The 20,324-nt window shown below is 60.8% G+C and carries 14 protein-coding genes; 4 read left to right on the top strand and 10 right to left on the bottom strand.

All coding sequences use genetic code 11. From position 1 onward, the window contains the following. Positions 1–408: 408 nt before the first annotated feature. Together ACR0CA_RS03735 and ACR0CA_RS03740 are read right to left on the bottom strand one after the other, a co-directional pair. Positions 409–1,485 (bottom strand): DUF2235 domain-containing protein, encoded by a 1,077-nt coding sequence (locus ACR0CA_RS03735; RefSeq protein ID WP_480897473.1) that lies wholly within the window; start codon positions 1,483–1,485, stop codon positions 409–411. Continuing rightward, positions 1,463–3,754, bottom strand: a complete 2,292-nt coding sequence (locus ACR0CA_RS03740) for a xanthine dehydrogenase family protein molybdopterin-binding subunit (RefSeq protein ID WP_480897474.1) — start codon at positions 3,752–3,754, stop codon at positions 1,463–1,465. Before ACR0CA_RS03740 ends, ACR0CA_RS03735 begins: the two co-directional genes overlap by 23 nt. 158 nt (positions 3,755–3,912) lie before the next feature. Between ACR0CA_RS03740 and ACR0CA_RS03745 the strand changes: the two genes are divergently transcribed. The 3 genes from ACR0CA_RS03745 to ACR0CA_RS03755 all read left to right on the top strand — a co-directional run bounded on the left by ACR0CA_RS03745 (position 3,913) and on the right by ACR0CA_RS03755 (position 8,259). Continuing rightward, positions 3,913–4,602: a dienelactone hydrolase family protein gene (locus ACR0CA_RS03745; RefSeq protein ID WP_480897475.1), complete on the top strand. Its 690-nt coding sequence runs from the start codon at positions 3,913–3,915 to the stop codon at positions 4,600–4,602. Between the two features lie 78 nt (positions 4,603–4,680). Continuing rightward, positions 4,681–7,833, top strand: a complete 3,153-nt coding sequence (locus tag ACR0CA_RS03750; RefSeq protein WP_480897476.1) for a valine--tRNA ligase — start codon at positions 4,681–4,683, stop codon at positions 7,831–7,833. Between the two features lie 93 nt (positions 7,834–7,926). After that, positions 7,927–8,259, top strand: coding sequence for a DnaJ family domain-containing protein (locus tag ACR0CA_RS03755; RefSeq protein ID WP_170790418.1), 333 nt, complete (start codon positions 7,927–7,929; stop codon positions 8,257–8,259). On the opposite strand, the gene ACR0CA_RS03760 is transcribed toward ACR0CA_RS03755, so the two are convergent. After that, positions 8,260–9,042, bottom strand: a complete 783-nt coding sequence (locus tag ACR0CA_RS03760; protein ID WP_480897477.1) for a crotonase/enoyl-CoA hydratase family protein — start codon at positions 9,040–9,042, stop codon at positions 8,260–8,262. 64 nt (positions 9,043–9,106) lie between these two features. After that, positions 9,107–10,177 (bottom strand): SMP-30/gluconolactonase/LRE family protein, encoded by a 1,071-nt coding sequence (locus ACR0CA_RS03765; protein ID WP_480897478.1) that lies wholly within the window; start codon positions 10,175–10,177, stop codon positions 9,107–9,109. 95 nt (positions 10,178–10,272) lie between these two features. Here ACR0CA_RS03765 and ACR0CA_RS03770 point away from each other — a divergent pair, with 95 nt between their 5' ends. After that, positions 10,273–11,382 carry a pyridoxal phosphate-dependent aminotransferase gene (locus ACR0CA_RS03770; protein WP_480897479.1) on the top strand — a complete coding sequence of 370 codons (1,110 nt, stop codon included), beginning with the start codon at positions 10,273–10,275 and terminating at the stop codon, positions 11,380–11,382. Positions 11,383–11,488: 106 nt separating this feature from the next. Here ACR0CA_RS03770 and ACR0CA_RS03775 read toward each other — a convergent pair whose 3' ends face one another. The 6 genes from ACR0CA_RS03775 to ACR0CA_RS03800 all read right to left on the bottom strand — a co-directional run bounded on the left by ACR0CA_RS03775 (position 11,489) and on the right by ACR0CA_RS03800 (position 20,276). Next, positions 11,489–12,679 (bottom strand): pyridoxal-phosphate-dependent aminotransferase family protein, encoded by a 1,191-nt coding sequence (locus ACR0CA_RS03775; protein WP_480897480.1) that lies wholly within the window; start codon positions 12,677–12,679, stop codon positions 11,489–11,491. Between the two features lie 51 nt (positions 12,680–12,730). Then, positions 12,731–13,363: a bifunctional 4-hydroxy-2-oxoglutarate aldolase/2-dehydro-3-deoxy-phosphogluconate aldolase gene (locus ACR0CA_RS03780; RefSeq protein ID WP_480897481.1), complete on the bottom strand. Its 633-nt coding sequence runs from the start codon at positions 13,361–13,363 to the stop codon at positions 12,731–12,733. Between the two features lie 3 nt (positions 13,364–13,366). Continuing rightward, the gene (edd, locus tag ACR0CA_RS03785; RefSeq protein ID WP_480548835.1) at positions 13,367–15,172 is read right to left on the bottom strand and encodes a phosphogluconate dehydratase; all 1,806 of its coding nucleotides are present in this window, start codon (positions 15,170–15,172) and stop codon (positions 13,367–13,369) included. A 2-nt stretch (positions 15,173–15,174) separates the two neighbouring features. Continuing rightward, on the bottom strand, positions 15,175–16,620 hold the full coding sequence (zwf, locus tag ACR0CA_RS03790) for a glucose-6-phosphate dehydrogenase (RefSeq protein WP_480897482.1): 1,446 nt from the start codon (positions 16,618–16,620) through the stop codon (positions 15,175–15,177). Between the two features lie 127 nt (positions 16,621–16,747). Beyond that, positions 16,748–18,991: a phosphoenolpyruvate--protein phosphotransferase gene (ptsP, locus tag ACR0CA_RS03795; RefSeq protein ID WP_480548837.1), complete on the bottom strand. Its 2,244-nt coding sequence runs from the start codon at positions 18,989–18,991 to the stop codon at positions 16,748–16,750. Positions 18,992–19,037: 46 nt separating this feature from the next. Beyond that, positions 19,038–20,276 carry an aspartate kinase gene (locus ACR0CA_RS03800; protein WP_170782841.1) on the bottom strand — a complete coding sequence of 413 codons (1,239 nt, stop codon included), beginning with the start codon at positions 20,274–20,276 and terminating at the stop codon, positions 19,038–19,040. Positions 20,277–20,324: the final 48 nt, after the last annotated feature.

Genomic DNA, 20,324 nt, shown 5'->3' on the forward strand with positions numbered 1-20,324 from the left:
CCAACACAGCAGAGATTTCGAACGGGACCGGTCAAATCGGCTTACAAATGCGAAAAATTCAACAGGATCAACTTGCCGCGCACCGACCCAGACGTTCGCGCGAAAACGCCGAGACCTGCAAGACTTTATGACATTGTTTTCTGTGGCCCGTATAGCCAGATCAACTGCAACGCAGCCCCCCACTTAGGTTAAGTCCACTTCTGGCTGAAAGCCCCAGCATCTTCGCGGCTGGCTCGATTGCCTCGGGCAGCCCAACTGTCGGTTGGGCAGTTTTGGCGAATTAATGTAGCTTGCTTTTGGCGTTGCCACGAAAACTCCAATTCTGCTTCCCTAAGATGTCTGCTTTGGGCTCGAACCGGACTTTGAAGTGTTGGTGATCATTGGAGCCGTTAGCAAATCGTCAGCCCTTCACTGCGCCGGATGTGATGGCAAATCCGGCATCGGTACCCAGCCCGGCAGATCATCCGGCGAGACCGAGACGTGCAGCCTCTCGGATCTGTCCTTGCCCACTTTCCGGTGCTTGCGCAGCAGGAAAATCTTACCCCAGCCGCGCCATGTGCCCACTGACCGCGCAGCTGTATCGGTCGGGAAGCGGTCGCGCCACCCATCAGGCAGTGGCAGGCCGTGCATCTCGGCCTTGTCCAGCATCCAGATCAGAGAGATGTTGCTGAGTGGGCGCGCCTCTTCGAACCCGTTCAATTGACCGCCGACATCCCCATGCGTGCCCCGGAACCAGACTTGTTCCACATGGCCCTTGAAATCAGGGGTACATTTCCACAAGACCGGCTCGAACACTTCGCGGGTCTCGTCAAGCGCCATGGCGTGATAGCCGTGGCGGGTGGCCGGGCCAAGCTGGTGGTTGTGAAAGGCGTGGCGTTCTTCGGCCCAGCGCCACAGTAGTGGAAGGCGTAGGCCCAGCGCTTTTACCGTGTCCCAGACGCCGACCATCTCAATCGCCACATCCTCGTGGCAGAAGGCTTGCCGGAATTCAGCCGCCGCCTTGCCGTTAGCGTTGCACTCATAGTGACGATAGGCCTGCTTGATGTTCCGCTCGGTCGCGTGTTCGGCCTTGAGCAACCCGATCAGATCGATCACCCCGGCAAGGCTGCGCACGCCGTATGCCCCGCGCGAATAGCCGATGAAGTAAATCCTGTCGCCGGGTTTGTAGCGCGATGCCAGATAGCCGTAAGCACGCCTGATCTGGCGATTGATCCCCCGCCCCATCATCACGTCCAGCGAGGACTTCCAGTTGTCCCACTGTACCCCGGCTTCGTAAAAAACCGAGACCTTGCTGCCCATCTCGCAACACAGACGTAGAGTTTGGCCTGCGTGGGTCTCATACCCCGGTTCCAGCGTTGACATAGTCCCGTCGAGGATAATCACGTGGCTGATCGGTTCACGGTGGCGCGACTCGGCTGAGTGTTCGGACCGCAGAGGCCGTCCGAGCCATCCCAGTACCTTTCTACTCAGCCGCGACAGATTCATGCGTCAGCAACTCCCATACTCTTTGAGGCGTGAAAGGCATATCCGCCTGTCGCACCCCGTGATCCCAGAGCGCATCCTGAACCGCATTTGCCACTGCGGCCAGCGCGCCCACGGTGCCTGCCTCACCGCATCCCTTCATCCCCATCGGGTTTGAAGTTGACGGAACCGGCGCCGAGGTAAACTTAATCATGGGTATCTCGGCGGCGCGCGGCAAGGCATAGTCCATCAACGAAGCCGTGAGCAGTTGCCCCTGCGCATCATGCACAACACGCTCGGTTAGCGCCTGTCCGATCCCCTGGACCACACCGCCATGTACTTGCCCTTCGGCCAGCATCGGGTTGATAAGGTTACCAAAATCATCGACCACTGTATAGCGGTCGACCCAGGTTTCTCCGGTGTAAGAATCAATGACGATTTCGGCAACATGTGCGCCATTGGGATAGCTGCGCGCATCCAGGTTGGCGCGCGCGTGATGTTGCAGCAGATCAGTACGGCCATCGGCGCGGGCCATATCCGCGGCCTCGGTCAGGGTGGGCGTCAGGTTCGACCCCGGCGCGCGAAAGGTTTCGTGATCGAATGTCACATCGCTTTCCTCCACCCTCATCTTATCAGCCAGATAGGGCGTGAATGCGGCGATCATGACGTCGATTGTCGCCAGTGTGGCTGTGCTTTGCACCGTAACGGACCGAGACCCACCAGTGCCGCCACCATGAGGAAGTTGATCGCTGTCGCCCTGCACCACATTGATCCGGTCCACCGGAATCCCGGTCTGATCTGACAGGAAATGGGCATAAACCGTCTCATGCCCCTGCCCGTTCGATTGGGTGCCGACATAGAGTTTCACGGTGCCATCCTCGCAGAACTCCACTTTCGCGTTCTCGGAAGGGTCCCCCAAAATACTTTCGATATAGTAACATAGGCCCTGCCCGCGGATCAGGCCGCGTTCGGCATCGGCGGCCTTGCGGGCGGCAAATCCCGCAGTCTGTTCGCCCGCGCGGGACAGGATCATGTTGAAGTCGCCCACATCATAGGTCTCGCCGGTGGCCGAGGTGTAGGGAAACGCCTCGGGGCGGATGAAATTCTTGCGGCGCAGTTCCCACGGGTCCACGCCCAGTTCGCGCGCGGCGCGGTCCATGACGCGCTCTAGCACATAAATCGCCTCGGGGCGGCCCGCACCGCGATAGGCATCGACCTGTGTGGTGTTGGTAAAGAACCCTTCGACCCGCAGATAGGTCGTCTGGACGTCGTAAACGCCCATCAAAACTTTGCTAAACAGGCTAGTCTGAATCGCCTGCCCGAAATGGCTGTTATAGGCACCCAGATTGATCTTGCTGTGAACGCGATAGGCCGTGATCCGGTGATCGGCATCAAAGGCCAGTTCGGCCAGCGAGGTCAGGTCGCGGCCATGATGGTCGGACAGCATCGCCTCGGACCGGTCGGACATCCAGTGCACGGGTTTGCCCAGCTTCTTCGCTGCAACGGCAGTGCAGAAATATTCCGGGTAGGGCATCACCTTCATACCAAAGCCGCCACCTACATCCGGAGTGGTCACGCGGATGTCTTCAGGCTCAACCCGCAGCTTTTGCGCCAGTTGAGCGCGCATGGCCCAAACCCCCTGTCCGCCATAAGCAAAATGCAGGCGACCATCGACCCAGTTGGCCTGACAGCCGCGCGGCTCGATCGAGGCAATGATGACCCGATTGTCCACCACGTTGAGCGATACAGTATGCGCCGCAGCCTGAAACGCGGCCTCGGTCGCGGCCTCGTTGCCCAGACCCCAGTCAAATGCGCGATTATCCGGCGCTTCGGGGTGCAAGGTCTCTCCGCCCGCATCCACGTCCAGCTTGGCGGGGCGTTCGTCAATCTCGACCAAGACCAGTTCGGCGGCGTCACGGGCCTGGGCTTGAGTGTCAGCAATAACCACCGCGATCGGTTCGCCAACAAAGCGCACCCGGTCGGTCGACAGCATGTGACGCGCAGGCGCTGCTGCGGGCGATCCGTCCCGGTTCTTGACCGTCGCCGCATTGATCACGGTGTCGATCTCGGCCTCTTTCAAATCCTCCAGCGTCATCACCAACCGAACCCCATCAGCTGCGCGCGCCGCGCCCAGATCAAGCGCCGTGATCACCCCATGCGCCACCTGCGAGCGGACAAACACGGCGTGCAGGGCACCTTCTGGTACAACGTCATCCATGTAGTGCCCCTGCCCGGTCAGAAACCTCTGATCCTCGGTCCGTTTGACGGGCTGGCTTCTGCCGAATTTTTCCATGGGGCGACCCTCCTGCGCGGTTCCGAAGGCGACCCTAGCCCGCCTATGGGCGATGTCCAGAAAAAGACAGGGGTTTGGACTTTAAGTTCTGCGGGATTCCGATAGCCTCAGACCCCATGACCTGGACACATGTTACCGTTTTCCCTTTCTCTGCCGCGATGACGAGCGGCAAGACCGCAACCCATGACGTTTATGCCGGGGGCGAAGGCCCACCCATCCTGATCCTGCAGGAATTGCCCGGGATTGGGCCGGAAACGCTGGATCTGGCCAAACGCCTGAACGGGGCGGGGTTTCGTGTCTACCTGCCGCATATGTTCGGCACCTATGGCAAAGTCACGATGGGCCGCAACATGGCCCGACTGTTCTGCGTCCGGCGCGAGTTCAACATGTTCCTCAAAGGCCGCCAAAGCCCCATCGCAGGCTGGATGCGGTCGTTGGCGGCCGAGATAAAGTCCCGTGACAACGCAGCAGGCGTGGGTGTCATCGGCATGTGCCTGACCGGCAGTTTCGCTCTGACCCTGATGGCTGAGGACGCGGTTCTGGGCGGCGTCGCCAGCCAGCCCGCCCTGCCGATCTTCGGCGGCGATGAACTGCACATGAGCCCCGATGATGTCGCACAAGCCCGTGCTGGTATGGCGACTAAAGGTCCGGGGCTGGCGATGCGTTATGCAGGTGACAAGCTGGCCCCGAAACGGCTGATGTGCGCGCTACAAGACGCCTTTGGTGACGACCTTGAAACGCAGGAATATGAGGGCAAGGATCACTCTCTGCTGACGTTGGATTTCCACGAACCGGCTTATCAGAGGGTGCAGGACTACTTCCGTGCCCGATTTGCCCAGGCCGGATAGCACACGCACCCTTCCCCTTCTTGCGCGCATTCGCTATTGCAATCGCTGACCCAAGATTGATGACGCAGGACGCACCCCATGGCGATGGAAAAGACATTCAACGCGGCCGAGGCCGAGGCCCGCATCTACGAGGCCTGGGAACAGGCCGGAGCCTTCAAGGCAGGCGCGAACCGTTCGCGCGACGAAAGCTTTACCATCATGATCCCGCCGCCCAACGTGACGGGCGCGCTTCATGTGGGGCACGCGTTTAACAACACGCTGCAGGATATCCTGACCCGCTGGCACCGGATGCGCGGCTTCGACACGCTGTGGCAGCCCGGACAGGACCACGCCGGTATCGCCACCCAGATGCAGGTGGAAAAGATGCTGGCCAATACCCAGCAACCCGGACGACGTGAGCTGGGGCGCGAGGCGTTTCTGGACAAGGTCTGGGAATGGAAAGGCGAATACGGCGGCACCATCATCGAACAGCTTAAAAGGCTGGGCTCCAGCTGTGACTGGTCGCGCAACGCCTTTACCATGGCGGGCGCACCGCGTGATCCGCGTACCGGCCACGAAAATTCTGCGAATTTTCACGACGCGGTCATCAAGGTTTTCGTCGATATGTACGAAAAGGGCCTGATCTATCGCGGCAAGCGTCTGGTCAACTGGGACCCGCATTTCGAGACGGCGATCTCGGATTTGGAAGTCGAGAATATCGAAACGCCCGGCCATATGTGGCACTTCAAATACCCGCTGGCCGGGGGCGAGACCTATACCTATGTCGAAAAGGACGAGGACGGGAACGTCGTGCTTGAGGAAGAGCGCGACTATATCTCGATCGCCACGACCCGCCCCGAAACCATGCTGGGAGACGGCGCGGTTGCGGTTCATCCGTCGGATGAGCGTTACGCCCCAATCATCGGGAAACTATGCGAAATCCCGGTTGGCCCGAAAGAACATCGCCGCCAGATTCCGATCATCACCGATGAGTATCCCGATCCCGATTTCGGCTCGGGCGCGGTAAAGATCACCGGCGCGCATGACTTCAACGACAACATGGTCGCCAAGCGCGGCGGCATTCCGATGTACCGCCTGATGGACACCAAAGGCGCGATGCGGGCCGATGGCGCGCCTTATGCCGATGAGGCCGACAAGGCACAGGAATACGCGCGTGGTCGCGAATTCACCGAGAACGAGATCGACGCGATCAACCTGATCCCCGATCACCTGCGCGGCCTCGATCGGTTCGAAGCGCGTGCGAAAGTCGTCGAAGAAATCACCGCCGACGGTCTGGCCGTGATGACCCGCGCCGATGATCCGCGTCTGGGCACCAAGCTGGGCGAGGATGACGACCCGGCGGCGCTGGTCCCGCTAGTCGAGAGCAAACCGATCATGCAGCCCTTCGGCGACCGCTCGAAAGTCGTTATCGAGCCGATGTTCACTGACCAGTGGTTCGTCGACGCCGAAAAGGTAGTCGGCCCTGCGCTGGATGCGGTCAAGGACGGCACGGTCAAGATCATCCCGGAGTCGGGCGAAAAGACCTATTACCACTGGCTCGAAAACATCGAGCCCTGGTGCATCTCGCGTCAGCTGTGGTGGGGCCATCAGATTCCGGTTTGGTATGGGCTCGATCTGTCGGCCGAGAACTTCAAGGATGACGAAAACGACGGCAACCTTGATCTGGTCGAATTGGGCCGTTTGCTGAACGAAGGCGGCATGCTGCATCGTGGCAATGTCATGGAATGTGCCGCAAGCCTTGAGGCCGTCACTGAAAAATTCCTCGACGACAACGCTAACATTCCTAGCCCTTTGAGCCACGCGACGGTCATCGAAGTCGTAGACAAGCATGAAGCGATCCATCAGTTCGCCGAAAGTCTTGCCCAATACGCGGTCGAACAAGACCCGACCAAGCTGGTCTATCCGGTGTGGCGCGACCCCGACGTGCTCGACACGTGGTTCTCCTCCGGCCTCTGGCCGATCGGCACGCTCGGCTGGCCCGAGCAAACCGAGGAATTGGAGCGCTACTTCCCCACCGACGTTCTGATCACCGGCGCGGATATCCTGTTTTTCTGGGTCGCCCGTATGATGATGATGCAACTAGCCGTGGTGAACGAAATCCCGTTTCACACCGTCTACCTGCACTCGCTCGTCCGCGACGAGAAGGGCAAGAAGATGTCCAAGACCACCGGCAACGTCATCGACCCGCTAGAGATCGTGGACGAATTCGGTGCCGACGCGCTGCGCTTCACCAACGCCTCGATGGCGGCCATCGGCGGCGTCCTGAAACTGTCCCGCGACCGCATCACCGGCTATCGCAACTTCGGCACCAAGCTGTGGAACGCCGTCCGCTTTGCCGAGATGAACGAGGTCTTCACCGACACCGTCCCGCAACTGGACGTGGCCGACCTGAAACCCAAAGCCGCCGTGAACCGCTGGATCATCGGCGAAACCGCCCGCGTGCGGGCCGAGGTTGACGCGGCACTGGAAAGCTACCGCTTCAACGACGCCGCGAACGGGCTTTATGCCTTTGTCTGGGGCAAGGTCTGCGACTGGTATGTGGAATTGTCGAAACCCCTGCTGCAAGGCGATGACGCCGAGGCGCAGGCCGAAACCCGCGCCACCATGCGCTGGGTTCTGGATCAGTGCATGGTCCTGCTGCACCCGATCATGCCCTTCATCACCGAGGAACTCTGGGGCCTGACCGGCGACCGCGCGAAAATGGTCGTCCACGCCGACTGGCCGACATATGGCACCGAACTGGTCGATGCCGATGCGGATCGTGAGATGAACTGGGTGATCTCGGTCATCGAAAACACCCGCTCGGCCCGTGCCCAGATGCGGGTTCCAGCGGGGCTCTACGTGCCGATGCTGGTGACAGAAATCGACGCCCACGGCCAAGCCGCATGGGACCGCAACGAGGCGCTGATCAAGCGTCTGGCCCGGATCGACAGCCTGACCAAGGCCGATGCGCTGCCCAAAGGCACGATTTCCATCGCCGCCCCCGGCGCGTCCTTCGGCCTGCCGCTGGCGGATATCATTGACATCGGTGCCGAAAAGGAACGGCTGGAAAAAGCCAAAGGCAAGCTGGCCAAGGAACTGGGCGGTCTGCGCGGGCGTCTGAACAACCCCAAATTCGTGGCCTCGGCCCCGGAAGAGGTTGTCGAAGAAGCCAAAGCCAACCTAGCCGCCCGCGAAGAAGAAGAGGCTAAACTGAACGAGGCGCTGGCCCGTTTGGAAGAAATAGCCTGATCTTCTTCTCGTTCCATATACGGAAATCCCAAACCTCGCCGCACCACCCGTGGCGGGGTTTTCAGTTTCAGAGACAGCCTTTAGAATAGTGCCATGTTCGGGTCGCTAGCAAAACTCATCGAACGCCAGATCCAAAAGGCGCAGGCCGAGGGGCAGCTAGAGGGCCTTGAAGGCGAAGGCCGCCCCCTGCCCGACCGATCCGGCGAAGCGCAAACCGATCCTGCTTTGGCCGCCGGGCATCGGATCATGGCGCAGGCCGGTGTTTTGCCTGAAGAATTCACGATCAAGAAGCAACTCGACGCTGCCCGGCAGGACTATGCTACGCTGAGCGATCCGCAAGCGCGCAAACGGGCGATGGCGCGCATCGCCGATCTTGAGATGCGCTATAACATGGCCCGCGACGCCCGGCGCGCATTTATGCGCTGATCACTTGAAGACGGGCTTGCGACCTTGCATTTGGGCCGCGATGACTTCCATCTGCTCGGGCTTGCCGATCAACTCCACCTGTTCGGCGGATTCGGCCATCAGAACCTCGGCGCGAGGCTGGGTTTCGGCCAGATCGATCAGCCGCTTGGCCGCGCGGATGGCCGACGGGCTGCGGCCCGCGATGTCTTCGGCAAGTGCTATGGCCTCGGTCAGCGGATCGTCAGAGAGTTTCGTCACCAAACCCCAATCCGCCGCCTGCGACGCACCGATAGGCCGCGCAGTATAAGTCAACAGACGCAGAACGTCCGAGCGGACCAGCTTGGGCAGCAACACCATGCCGCCCATATCGGGTATGATGCCCCACTTCATCTCCATCACGGCCAGTTTGGTGTCAGGATGCGCGATGCGCACATCCGCACCCAAGGCAATCTGCAACCCGCCGCCATAGGCCACGCCCTGAATGGCGCAAATCACCGGCATGGGCAGGCGTCGCCAGATCAAAGCCAGTTCCTGCATCTCGTTGGCATCTTCGTGACTGCGGGCCATCAGCCATTCGCGCGGGTCGATATGGGCCATCTTGGCAAAGTTCGCCATATCCAGACCGGCGCAGAAACTCTTACCTTCGCCCGACAACACTACCGCTCGCGCGTCCGAGGCCGCCACTTCTTGCCCCGCAGACAAAATCGCCTTGATCATCGCGTCATCCAACGCGTTCATCTTGTCGCCGCGCGTCAGCGTGACATGAGCGATGTGATCTTTGTATTCGACGGATACGCGTGACATGCGGACCTCCCATTACCGGTTGAGGCAAGCATGCCTGCAAGTGCCACCAAGTTCCAGATCAACGTTAGGGCAGCTTTTCGGCAGGCATTCGGCCGAACCACGGCGAATCCAGTGTCATGACATAGAAGTCATCACCTACAATCCGCCCTGCGGTCGTGATGCCCAAACGTCCAGCGGGGTCTTGCAGATTTTGCAGGATCGTCCCGTCGCCGTCGAAGCGGATCACCATACCCCGATGGATCGGGGCAGGCCGGACCATCGGCCCCAACCGCCAGATCACCTTGCGCAGAAACGGATAGGGCATCAGCGCCTCGGTCGGTACGCGCGGGCTGGCGAAGGCCAGCCAATAGGTGCCGTCGCCCTGGGCTTTGATATTGTCCGGATAGCCCGGCAGGTTGTCCAGAAACACCTCTTGTGTTCCCGCTTTGGGTCCAGCCAGCCACAGCCTGTGCACTCGTGCGCGCCCGGTCTCAGCAATCAGCAGAAAATCTTCGTCAGGCGACAGCGCGACCCCATTGGTATAAACGAAACCTTCGGCGATCTTTTCGACGGCTCCCTCCGGGGAATAGCGGGCGACATAGCCAGTGGGCGATTGCTCCCAAATCGTCAGAACCGAAGTGGGTTTGGTACCCCCCATGGTTTCGGGGTCGAAACGGTCAGACGAGTTCGAGAAATAAACCGTGCCATCACGCCCGACATCCAGATTGTTGGCGTAGATCACCGGTGCGCCGTCAATTTCAGAGACCAGCGTTTCCAAATTCCCCGGCCCGGTCCAGCGCATCAGTCCGCGATAGCTGTCCGAGATATAGAGGGCTCCGTCAGGACCGGCCTTCAGGCCCAACGGTCGGCCGCCAAGATCGTCGACCTTCTGAGGCGCATCCTGATCAATGCGATAGAGCGCTCCGGACTGTGTGGTCGTAAAGACCGTGCCATCAGGCAGACCAGCAATGTCTTCAGGGCCCTCCTCGCCGTCGGGCAGGGAGATCAGTTCAAGCCGATCCAGCGCGTTGTTTTCGGCGAATTCGCCCGTAAAATCAGGGGCCTTTGGGGCGTCCCAGACGACGGGCTCAACTGCGACCGGCCAAAAAAGCAGATAGGCGAGACCAATTAGGATCAGACCGATTGCGATGCGCATGTGCGCTCCTTCCGTTGTAAATTGAGGCAAGGGTGCGGGTGTTTTGCCCGCAGCGCAAGCTTGCCTGACGGATGACCTTACGTTTATCTGCCTTCATGACAGAGTTCCGCTTTACCCCCCTTGCCCAATCCCTGCCCGCCACCGTGCCTTTTGTCGGCCCTGAAACGCAGGAGCGGCAGCGCGTTGCGCCTTTTCTGGCGCGATTGGGTGCCAATGAAAGCGTCTTTGGCCCCTCCCCGCGTGCGATCGAGGCGATGGCGCGGACTGGGATCTGGATGTATGGCGATCCCGAAAACCACGACTTGCGCCATGCTTTGGCGGATCACCATGACGTTGCGCCCGAGAATATCGTTGTGGGCGAGGGGATTGACGGGCTGCTGGGGTATCTGGTGCGCCTATTTGTCGGGCCGGGCGATGCTGTTGTGACCTCGGACGGGGCCTATCCTACCTTCAACTACCACGTGGCCGGGTTCGGAGGGGTGCTCCACAAGGTGCCCTATAGAGATGACCATGAGGACCCCGTGGCGCTGTTTGCCAGGGCGGCTGAGGTAGGTGCAAAGCTGGTTTACCTAGCCAACCCGGACAATCCGATGGGCAGTTGGCACAGGGGTGCAGATATAGTCGCCGCGATGGACAAACTGCCCGCAGGCTGCGTGCTGGTTCTTGACGAGGCTTATGTAGAATGCGCCCCCGAGGGCACCGCCGCCCCAATTGATGCAAACGACCCGCGCCTGATCCGCATGCGTACCTTTTCCAAAGTTCACGGCATGGCAGGCGCGCGGGTTGGATATGGGATCGGGGCACCGGCGTTGATTTCAGCGTTCAACAAGGTGCGCAATCATTTCGGAATGAACCGCGCGGCGCAGGCGGGGGCCTTGGCGGCGTTGCAGGATGATGAATGGCTGGCCCATGTTCAGCAACGCATTGCGGTAGCACGGGACCGCATTGGTGTCATCGCGCGGGATCACGGGTTGGAGCCCCTGCCCTCGGCCACCAATTTCGTTGCCATTGATTGCGGGCGTGACGGGGAGTTTGCCAAGGCGGTGCTGGACGCGCTGGTTGCGCAGGGCATTTTCGTGCGGATGCCGTTTGCCGCGCCTCAGAACCGATGCGTACGGATCAGTTGCGGTGCAGAGAAGGATCTGGATGCGTTTGCATCAGCTTTGCCCAAGGCGCTGGCTGAGGCGCAGGCGCGTTTTCCCTGAGCTGAGCTCGTGTGGTGAGCGAGCGGGGGGCTGTCTGCCCCCTATCGCGCTTGGGCGCGATTCCCCCCGAGGATATTTTTAGCCAGATGAAGGGCGGATCTGCGCTTTAGGCCGCGAGAGTGGCTGCGGCGGCTTCGAGCGCGCCTTTACCGCGCGTGATGTTCAGGGCTGCGAGGGCTGTTTCGACCCCGCCCAGCATCGCCATCACCATTTGGGCGTTGACGTGGCCCATGTGGCCGAGGCGGAAGCAGCCGTCCCAGTCCTCCATCCCCAAGCCGATGCCTAGGGTTAGGCCGAGTTGGGTCTCGGTGAAATGGCGCAGCGGAGTGCCCTGTCCGTCTGATAGGCGCAGCGCTGTGACTGCGTGACTGCGATGCGCGCGGTCGGCTACATTCAGGTGCAGCGCGCCGCCTTCTGCCCATGTCTCGCAGGCGGTCCAGATGGCGGTGGCAAGGCGCTCGTGGCGCGCCCAAACATGTTCGAGCCCTTCGGTGTGGATCAGGTCGAGCGCGGCGCGCAGGCCGTAGAGATGATGGGTCGGCGCGGTGCCGTCGAAATACTGATAGAACAGGTCGGGCTGGGCGCGCGGCACCCAATCCCAGTATTGCGAGACGCGGGGCATGGTGGCGCGTTTGGCGGCGGCTTTTTCGTTGAAAAAGACAAAGCCCACTCCTGCAGGGGTCATCAGTCCTTTCTGGCAGGCGGTGACCATGACATCGACGCCCCAGGCGTCCATTTCGAACCGGTCGCACCCGAGCGATGCGATGCAATCGGCCATCAGTAGAGCGGGATGGCCTAAGTCATCCAGCAGGGCACGCAATGCTGGAATATCGTTGCGTACGGAAGTCGACGTGTCCACATGCACTGCCAAAACGGCTTTGATCTCATGCGTTTTGTCAGCGCGTAATGCTTCAGCGATGAGGTTAAAATTCCAAGGCGAAGAGGTCCCAAAATCAATCAACTGCGGCTTGGCGCCTATGCCTTCGGCCATCTCGGCCCAGCCATAGGTGAACCGGCCGGACGCTGGGGCCAGAACCACCTCACCCCGAGCGATCACGTTGGACAGTGCCGCCTCCCACGTACCGTGACCGTTGGCGATGTAGATCGCCACGTTGTGTTCGGTTCGCGCCACGCGCTTGAGGTCGCGGGTCAGGTCGGGCATCATCTCGATCAGTGCGCCATCATAGATATTGGGCGACGGCCGATGCATCGCTTGCAACACGGTGTCAGGCATAACAGATGGGCCCGGAATGGCCAGATACTCGCGCCCTTGCGCGAGAGAAATGTGGTTTGTCATGAGGTCAACCTGTCTGAATTGACGCCCAATTTAGTGACGACCGGCGCGGCGTCAATCCATCAGCTGCGACGCCTCACGTGCAAGTTTTTCGATGCCGGTCCAGTCGCCGTCCATGACCATCTGTTTGGGCGCGACCCAGCTACCGCCTGCGCAAACAACATTCGACAAAGACAGGTAATCGCGTGCATTTGACGGCGACACACCACCCGTTGGGCAGAATGTGATTTGCGGCAGCGGCGCGCCGATCGCTTTGAGCGCGGGGGCACCACCGGACGCTTCGGCCGGGAAGAATTTCAGCATGTCATAGCCCTGCTCAAACAGGCGCATCGCCTCAGAGGCAGTGGCCGCACCCGGCAGCAAGGGCAAGCCCTCGGCCTCACAGGCGGCGATCAAAGCGTCGGTTGCACCCGGTGAGACACCAAACTGCGCACCCGCCTCTTTCGCGGCGCGGACGTCTTCGGGGGTGATCAGTGTTCCCGCGCCGACCACACCACCGGGCACCTGCGCCATGGCACGAATTGCGCTGAGCGCCGAAGGCGTGCGCAGGGTGACCTCAAGCGCGGGGAGGCCGCCTGCAACCAAAGCCTCTGCCAGCGGACGGGCTCGGGCTGCATCATCGACGACCAGAACCGGAACGATCGGGGCCAGGGCGCAAATCTCGCGGGTGCGTTGGGTTTTGGACATGGTTTACACTCCGAAAATGCTGGCGCCAGTGTCAGCGGACCCGACATTCTGGCGGAAGGCTCCGAACAGGTCCCGCCCCACGCCGTGCTGATTGGCGCTGAGGTCGGCGGTGACGGGTCTACGATCCAGCACGCCGGGCGTCAGGATCTCCAAATCGCCTTTTACTGCGTCGACCCGCAGGATATCGCCGTCTTGCAGGCAGGCGATGGGGCCGCTATCCAGCGCCTCGGGGACCACATGGATCGCAGCGGGGACCTTGCCGGAAGCGCCCGACATGCGGCCATCGGTGACCAGCGCGACCTTTTGGCCTCGGCCCTGCAGGATCGACAGCATGGGCGTCAGAGAATGCAGCTCGGGCATCCCGTTTGCCTTTGGACCCTGAAAGCGGACGACGACGATGGTGTCGTCAGTGAACTCTCCGGCCTTGAAGGCGGCTTTGACCGCGTCTTGGTCGTGGAACACGCGGACCGGGGCCTCGACCACCTGATGTTCGGGGGCAACGGCCGAGACCTTCATGACGCCCGTTCCCAGATTGCCCGTCAGGCGTGACAGGCCACCGGTGGGTTGGAACGGGTCGCTGGCCGGACGGAGAATCTTGTCGTTCAGGCTATGCCCTGCACCTTCTTCCCAGACCAAGTCACCACCTTTCAGCTTAGGTTCCTTGGTGTAGTTATGCAGCCCCTGCCCTGCGACCGTCAGCGTGTCTGGATGCAGCAGGCCGTCCTCCAGCAAAGTACCGATGCAATAGCCCAGTCCGCCTGCGGCGTGGAAATGGTTCACATCGGCCAGACCGTTGGGATAGACCCGCGCGACCAGAGGCACCACGGCGGAAATGTCAGAGAAATCCTCCCAATCCAACACGATACCCCCTGCCCGCGCCATGGCGATCAGGTGGATCAGCAGGTTGGTGGAGCCCCCCGTAGCCATCAAGCCGACAATCCCGTTCACAAAAGCGCGTTCGTCGAGGATCTGGCATACGGGCGTATAGTGGTTGCCCAGCGCGCTGAGCGACAGGGCGCGGCGCGCGCCTTCCTCGGTCAGCGCATCACGCAGGGGGGTGTTGGGGTTGACGAAGCTAGAGCCCGGCAGGTGCAGGCCCATGAACTCCATCAGCATCTGGTTGGTGTTGGCAGTACCGTAGAAGGTACAGGTGCCAGGGCCATGATAGGCGGCCATTTCGGCCTTCATCAACTCGTCGCGGCCGACTTCTCCGGCGGCGAATTTCTGGCGGACCTTGGCCTTTTCGTCGTTTGGCAGGCCGCTGGTCATAGGACCGGCGGGTAGGAAGACGGCGGGCAGATGGCCAAACGCCTGCGCCCCAATGATCAGGCCGGGGACGATCTTGTCGCAGACGCCTAGGAAAACGGCAGCGTCATAGGTGTTGTGACTGAGGGCCACGCCGGTCGCCAGCGCGATCACATCGCGCGAGAACAAAGACAGCTCCATCCCCGCCTCGCCCTGCGTGACGCCATCGCACATCGCAGGCACGCCGCCCGCGACCTGCGCTGTTCCACCTGCCGCGCGGATCGCATCGCGGATCAGGGCGGGGTAGCGTTCGAACGGCTGGTGGGCCGAAAGCATGTCGTTATAGGCGGTGACGATGCCCAGATTGCCTGCCGTGCCGGTGGCCATGGACTGCTGATCCTCGCCCGCACCGGCATAGGCATGGGCCTGTCCACTGCAGGACAGGTGCGCGCGAGCGGGGCCTTTGGATTTGGCCCGCTCCATCCGTTCCAGATGCGGGCCCCGCAGATCGGCGCTGCGCGTGATAATGCGCTGAGTGACGTCGGTGATGACGGAATGAACCATGATTACCCTCCGATCTGACGCCAGCGGCGTCCGTCCCGATGCATTAGCATCAGGGCTTCCTCTGGGCCGGAACTGCCCTGATCGTATTTGGCAGGCCGGTCACCACGCTGTTCCCAGCCGCTTATGATAGGATCGACCCAGGCCCAGGCGGCCTCGGCCTCATCGCCGCGCATGAACAGGGTCTGGTCGCCGCGAATGACGTCCATGACCAGTCGCTCATAGGCGTCCTGTGCCCGCGCATCTGCGCCCAGCGCCTCAGCAAAGCTCATATCCAGCGCCACATCAGACAGACGGAAGCCGCCCGGGCCGGGGTCTTTTATCGTAGTGCGCAGGGTAATGCCTTCGTCGGGTTGAAGGCGGATCACCAGCACGTTGCCATGCAGAGGGCCAACATTCGGGAAAATCGTATGCGGCGGGTCGCGGAAGAAAACCGCAATCTCGGATTCACGGGCTCGCAGGCGCTTGCCCGTGCGCAGATAAAACGGCACCCCGGCCCAGCGCCAGTTGCCAATATGCGCCTTGAGCGCAATGTAGCTTTCGGTGCGGCTGGCCGGATCTCCTACATGGTCCAGATAGCCGTCGCCACCCTTGTCGGTACGGTACTGACCTCGGGCGATATCCCTTGCGTCGACCGGTTCTAACGCTTCGATCACTTTCACCTTTTCATCGCGCACCGCGTTGGGCGCGAATTTCGACGGAGGCTCCATCGCCGTCAGACATAGAAGTTGTACCAGATGGTTCTGGATCATATCCCGCATCGCGCCGGATTGGTCGTAGTAGGCCCCGCGCCCTTCGACCCCGACGGTTTCAGCGACGGTGATCTGAACGTGGTCGACATGAGTGGCGTTCCACAGCGGCTCGAACAGGGAATTGGCAAAGCGCAAGGCCATCAGGTTCTGCACCGTTTCCTTGCCCAAATAATGGTCGATACGGTAAATCTGATGTTCCTCGAAACAGGCGCGCAGCCCTTCGTTTAGCGCCTTGGCCGAGGCCAGATCGTGCCCGAACGGCTTTTCCACGACGATCCGGCTGTCAGGCGTTGCCACGCCGTGGTCGTTCAGGCGTTGTGCAATCCCGGAAAACAGGCTGGGACCGACCGACAAGTAAAAGGCGCGCACCACGTCCGGGCGCAGCATTTTGGCTAGCTCTGGCCAGCCTTTGTTCCCCAGTGCATCCACCGAGACATATTCGACCTGTGCCAGAAACCGATCCAGCACATCCTTTTTGAACTCCGGCGCGAATTCCTTCATCGACGCGCGGACCTGATCTCGGAACGCGGCGCTGTCGATATCCGAGCGCGCGGTGCCGATCACCCGGGCCTCGGGCGGCATCTGGCCGACCTCGAAGCGATGATACAGGCCGGGCAGGATCTTGCGCTGCGCCAGATCTCCGGTCGCGCCAAACAGCACCAGATCGAAGGAATTAACCGGGATTACGCGTGAAACCATCGACAGGCTCCTTCAGAACTCACTGGGTTTACCAGCTATGTTATCGCTAACATTCACCGCCGACCTAATGAAATCCGACGCATAAATCAACACCGGATTTGAAATTAGTTTCAAAACCCCTGCCCGCTCAGCCCTGATTGCGCAGCCACTCCATGACAGCGGGGCGCACGGATTGTTCGCCCCGGTGCCGCGCATCTGCGATGATCTTGCGCAGAGATTGCAGATCAGCCCGTAACAGAACGCTTTTCACCGGCCCGATTGAGGCAGGCCGCATCGACAGCGACCGGATGCCCATCGCAGCAAGGCAAAGCGCTTCGACCGGTCGGCCGGCATCCTCGCCGCAGAACGACAGTGGCGTGTTCGAGATGTTGCAGCGTTCGACGATGCGTTCAATGAAGCTGAGAAAGCTGACATTCAGCGTATCATAGCGGCGGCGCACCAGTTCATTCTCGCGGTCAGCGGCAAAGAAGAACTGTTTCAGATCATTGCCCCCGATCGAGACAAAATCCACCTCATCAAAGAACTTCTGCGGCGCAAAAGCCAGCGAGGGCGTTTCCAGCATCGCTCCAACTTCGATCTTTTCCGGCAGGACGTGACCCAGACGCTTTTCGCGTTCAATGGTCTTGTTGACCTCCCACCTGGCATCACGGAATTCGTCAGCTTGTGCCACAAATGGGAACATGATCGTCAGCGGGCGGCCATTGGCAGCGCGCATCAAAGCCTGCAACTGCATCCGCATCACGCCGCGCTTGTCCAGCCCCACCCGAATTGCGCGCCAACCCAGCGCGGGGTTGGGTTCTTCCACGTGTTTCATGTAGGGCAGAACCTTGTCCGAACCGATGTCCAGCGTCCGGAACACCACGCGCTTTTCGCCCGCCGCGTCCAGAACCCGCTGATACTGCGTCACAAGCTCGGACCGTTTCGGCATCTGATTGCGGATCAGGAATTGCAACTCGGTCCGAAACAGGCCTACGCCCTCGGCCCCCGAATTGCCCAGCGAGGGCAAATCCGCCATCAGACCCGCATTCATCACCAGATTAATCCGCTCGCCATCACGGGTCACACAAGGCGTTTCGCGGATCGAGGCATATCTCTCTTGCGCCTGCGCCTGCATGGCGATCTTGTCGCGGAAGGCAGTGACGACGGAATCTTCGGGGCGCAGATGGACGCTACCGTTGTCACCGTCGACAAGGATGTGATCCCCGTTCAACGCCTCGGTCGTAATTCGGCCCACATGCACAACCAGCGGAATCGCCAAGGCCCGCGCCACAATCGTTGCGTGGCTTCCGACCGAGCCTTCTTCCAGCACAATCCCTTTCAGCGACCTGCCATATTCCAGCAAGTCTCCGGGCCCGATATTCCGAGCGATCAGGATCGGGTCAGGCGGCAAATCCGCGCCATTGGTGTTGCCTTGCCCGGTGAGAATACGCAGCAGACGGTTGCTGAGGTCGTCCAGATCAGCCAAACGTTCGCGCAGGTAGGGATCCGTTACTTGCCCCATCCGCACCCGGGCCTGCGATTGCTCCTTTTCGACAGCCGCCTCGGCGCTCAAGCCGCGAGCGATGTCTTCCTCCATCCGGCGCATCCAGCCCTTGGAATTCGCGAACATCCGGTAGGCTTCCAGCACCTGCAACTGCTCGGTATCGCCATCCTTTGATATCTCGAGCATCTTGTCGACGCCGACCCGCAATTCATCGACGGCCTCGGTCAGCCGCTCACGTTCGCGATGAGGATCTTCGGCAATGGGGTTGGTGACCACCACGCGCGGCTCGTGCAACCAGACATGGCCCTCGGCCGAGCCTTCCTGCGCCGGGCCGCCGCTCAGCTGTACCGATTGCTGGTGTCGTGGCGACAGAGCCGCACCCTCACCCACAAAGGCACCCAGTTCGGTCATCTCGGCCAGCACCATGGCAACCACTTCCAGCGCATAAACCTCGTCCGCCGAGTATTCCCGCGCGTCGCGGGATTGGACCACCAGAACACCAAGTTTTTCACCCAGACGTTGGATCGGCACACCCAGGAAAGACGAGAATCTCTCTTCCCCGGTTTCAGGCATATAACGGAAACCCTTGGCGGCAGGCGCATTCGGTGTGTTCACGATCTTGCCGAACTTAGCTACACGACCCACAAGCCCCTCACCCATGCGCATTCGGGTCTTATGAACAGCCTCGGGTGACAACCCCTCGGTCGCGCAGAGCTCCAATGTGTCTTCATCGCGAAACAGATAGATCGAGCACACTTCGGCCCGGATACTATCGGCGATCAGGTGGGTGATCCGGTCAAGACGTTCCTGACCGGCGGCCTCGCTCGCCATCTCTTCACGCAGCCGCCCAAGCAGCTTGCGGGATTCAGTTTCGGTACCGTCCGCCATGGCCCACCCAAATTAGTGCGTCAGGCAAGACCTTTGGCTGAAACGCTCAGGCCGCCTTGTCCAGTTCAAAGGCATCATGCAGTGCCTGAACCGCAAGTTCCATGTATTTCCTGTCCACAAGGACGGAAATTTTAATCTCGGAGGTTGTGATGACCTTGATGTTGATCCCCTCATCCGAGAGAATTTTGAACATCTTGGCCGCAACACCCGATTGGGACCGCATGCCGATGCCAACCACCGAAACCTTGCAGACGTCTTCGTCGGCGACCAGTTCGGCATAGTTCAACTCACCCGCGTCCTTGATCGCCAACAGCGCTTTCTCGGCGCGTGCCACCTGATCGGTCGGGCACGAGAACGTCATGTCGGTGCGTCCCTCGTCCGAGATGTTCTGCACGATCATGTCCACATTTACGCCCTCATCGCTGAGCGCGGTAAAGATGATCGAGGCGATGCCGGGGCGGTCTGCCACGGACACAACGGTCATCTTAGCTTCGTCGCGGGAATAGGCCACACCGGCCACAACATTGGATTCCATGATATCCTCCTCATCGACGACCAGCGTACCGGCCTCGTCGGATTGTTCTTCGAAACTTGAGAGAACGCGCAGTTTCACCTTGTAGCGCATCGCCAGCTCGACCGAGCGGGTTTGCAGCACCTTGGCCCCCAGCGAGGCCAATTCGAGCATTTCCTCGAACGAAATCTTGTCCAGCTTGCGCGCCTTTTCACAGATGCGCGGGTCGGTGGTATAGACGCCGTCCACATCCGTATAGATGTCGCAGCGCTCCGCACCAAAAGCTGCGGCAAAGGCCACCGCCGTCGTGTCCGATCCACCGCGACCCAGCGTGGTGATGCGGCCTTCGGGGCTGATGCCCTGGAACCCGGCGACGACGGCAACGCGCATGCCTTCGCCGAATTTCTGGTTCAGGTTCTCGGTCGGGATTTCCTCGATCCGGGCCTGGCTGTGGGCGCTGGTGGTCATCAGCGGCACCTGCCAGCCCTGCCAGCTGCGGGCGGGGATATCCATTTCCTGAAGCGTCAGCGCCATCAAGCCGGCGGTCACATTCTCGCCCGAGGATACAACCGCATCATATTCGCGCGCATCGAACAATGGAGAGGTCTCGTTCACCCAGCCTACCAACTCATTGGTTTTACCGGACATGGCCGAGACGATGACAATGACGTCATAGCCCTTTGCCACCTCGACGCCGATACGTTTCGCAGCGCGGCGGATGCGGTCCAGGTTGGCGACAGATGTGCCGCCGAATTTCATCACGAGTACGGGCATGGGGGCTGGTGTCTCCGCGCCTTGGAATTCAGATCCCGAGCGTCTTAT

Source organism: Ruegeria sp. F12 (assembly GCF_056533885.1).

Excerpts from the sequence above, each read along its gene's own strand:
- ACR0CA_RS03735 (WP_480897473.1), bottom strand. The coding sequence starts at position 1,485 with ATGAATCTGTCGCGGCTGAGTAGAAAGGTACTGGGATGGCTCGGACGG.
- ACR0CA_RS03740 (WP_480897474.1), bottom strand. The coding sequence starts at position 3,754 with ATGGAAAAATTCGGCAGAAGCCAGCCCGTCAAACGGACCGAGGATCAG.
- ACR0CA_RS03745 (WP_480897475.1), top strand. The coding sequence starts at position 3,913 with ATGACGAGCGGCAAGACCGCAACCCATGACGTTTATGCCGGGGGCGAA.
- ACR0CA_RS03750 (WP_480897476.1), top strand. The coding sequence starts at position 4,681 with ATGGCGATGGAAAAGACATTCAACGCGGCCGAGGCCGAGGCCCGCATC.
- ACR0CA_RS03755 (WP_170790418.1), top strand. The coding sequence starts at position 7,927 with ATGTTCGGGTCGCTAGCAAAACTCATCGAACGCCAGATCCAAAAGGCG.
- ACR0CA_RS03760 (WP_480897477.1), bottom strand. The coding sequence starts at position 9,042 with ATGTCACGCGTATCCGTCGAATACAAAGATCACATCGCTCATGTCACG.
- ACR0CA_RS03765 (WP_480897478.1), bottom strand. The coding sequence starts at position 10,177 with ATGCGCATCGCAATCGGTCTGATCCTAATTGGTCTCGCCTATCTGCTT.
- ACR0CA_RS03770 (WP_480897479.1), top strand. The coding sequence starts at position 10,273 with ATGACAGAGTTCCGCTTTACCCCCCTTGCCCAATCCCTGCCCGCCACC.
- ACR0CA_RS03775 (WP_480897480.1), bottom strand. The coding sequence starts at position 12,679 with ATGACAAACCACATTTCTCTCGCGCAAGGGCGCGAGTATCTGGCCATT.
- ACR0CA_RS03780 (WP_480897481.1), bottom strand. The coding sequence starts at position 13,363 with ATGTCCAAAACCCAACGCACCCGCGAGATTTGCGCCCTGGCCCCGATC.
- edd (WP_480548835.1), bottom strand. The coding sequence starts at position 15,172 with ATGGTTCATTCCGTCATCACCGACGTCACTCAGCGCATTATCACGCGC.
- zwf (WP_480897482.1), bottom strand. The coding sequence starts at position 16,620 with ATGGTTTCACGCGTAATCCCGGTTAATTCCTTCGATCTGGTGCTGTTT.
- ptsP (WP_480548837.1), bottom strand. The coding sequence starts at position 18,991 with ATGGCGGACGGTACCGAAACTGAATCCCGCAAGCTGCTTGGGCGGCTG.
- ACR0CA_RS03800 (WP_170782841.1), bottom strand. The coding sequence starts at position 20,276 with ATGCCCGTACTCGTGATGAAATTCGGCGGCACATCTGTCGCCAACCTG.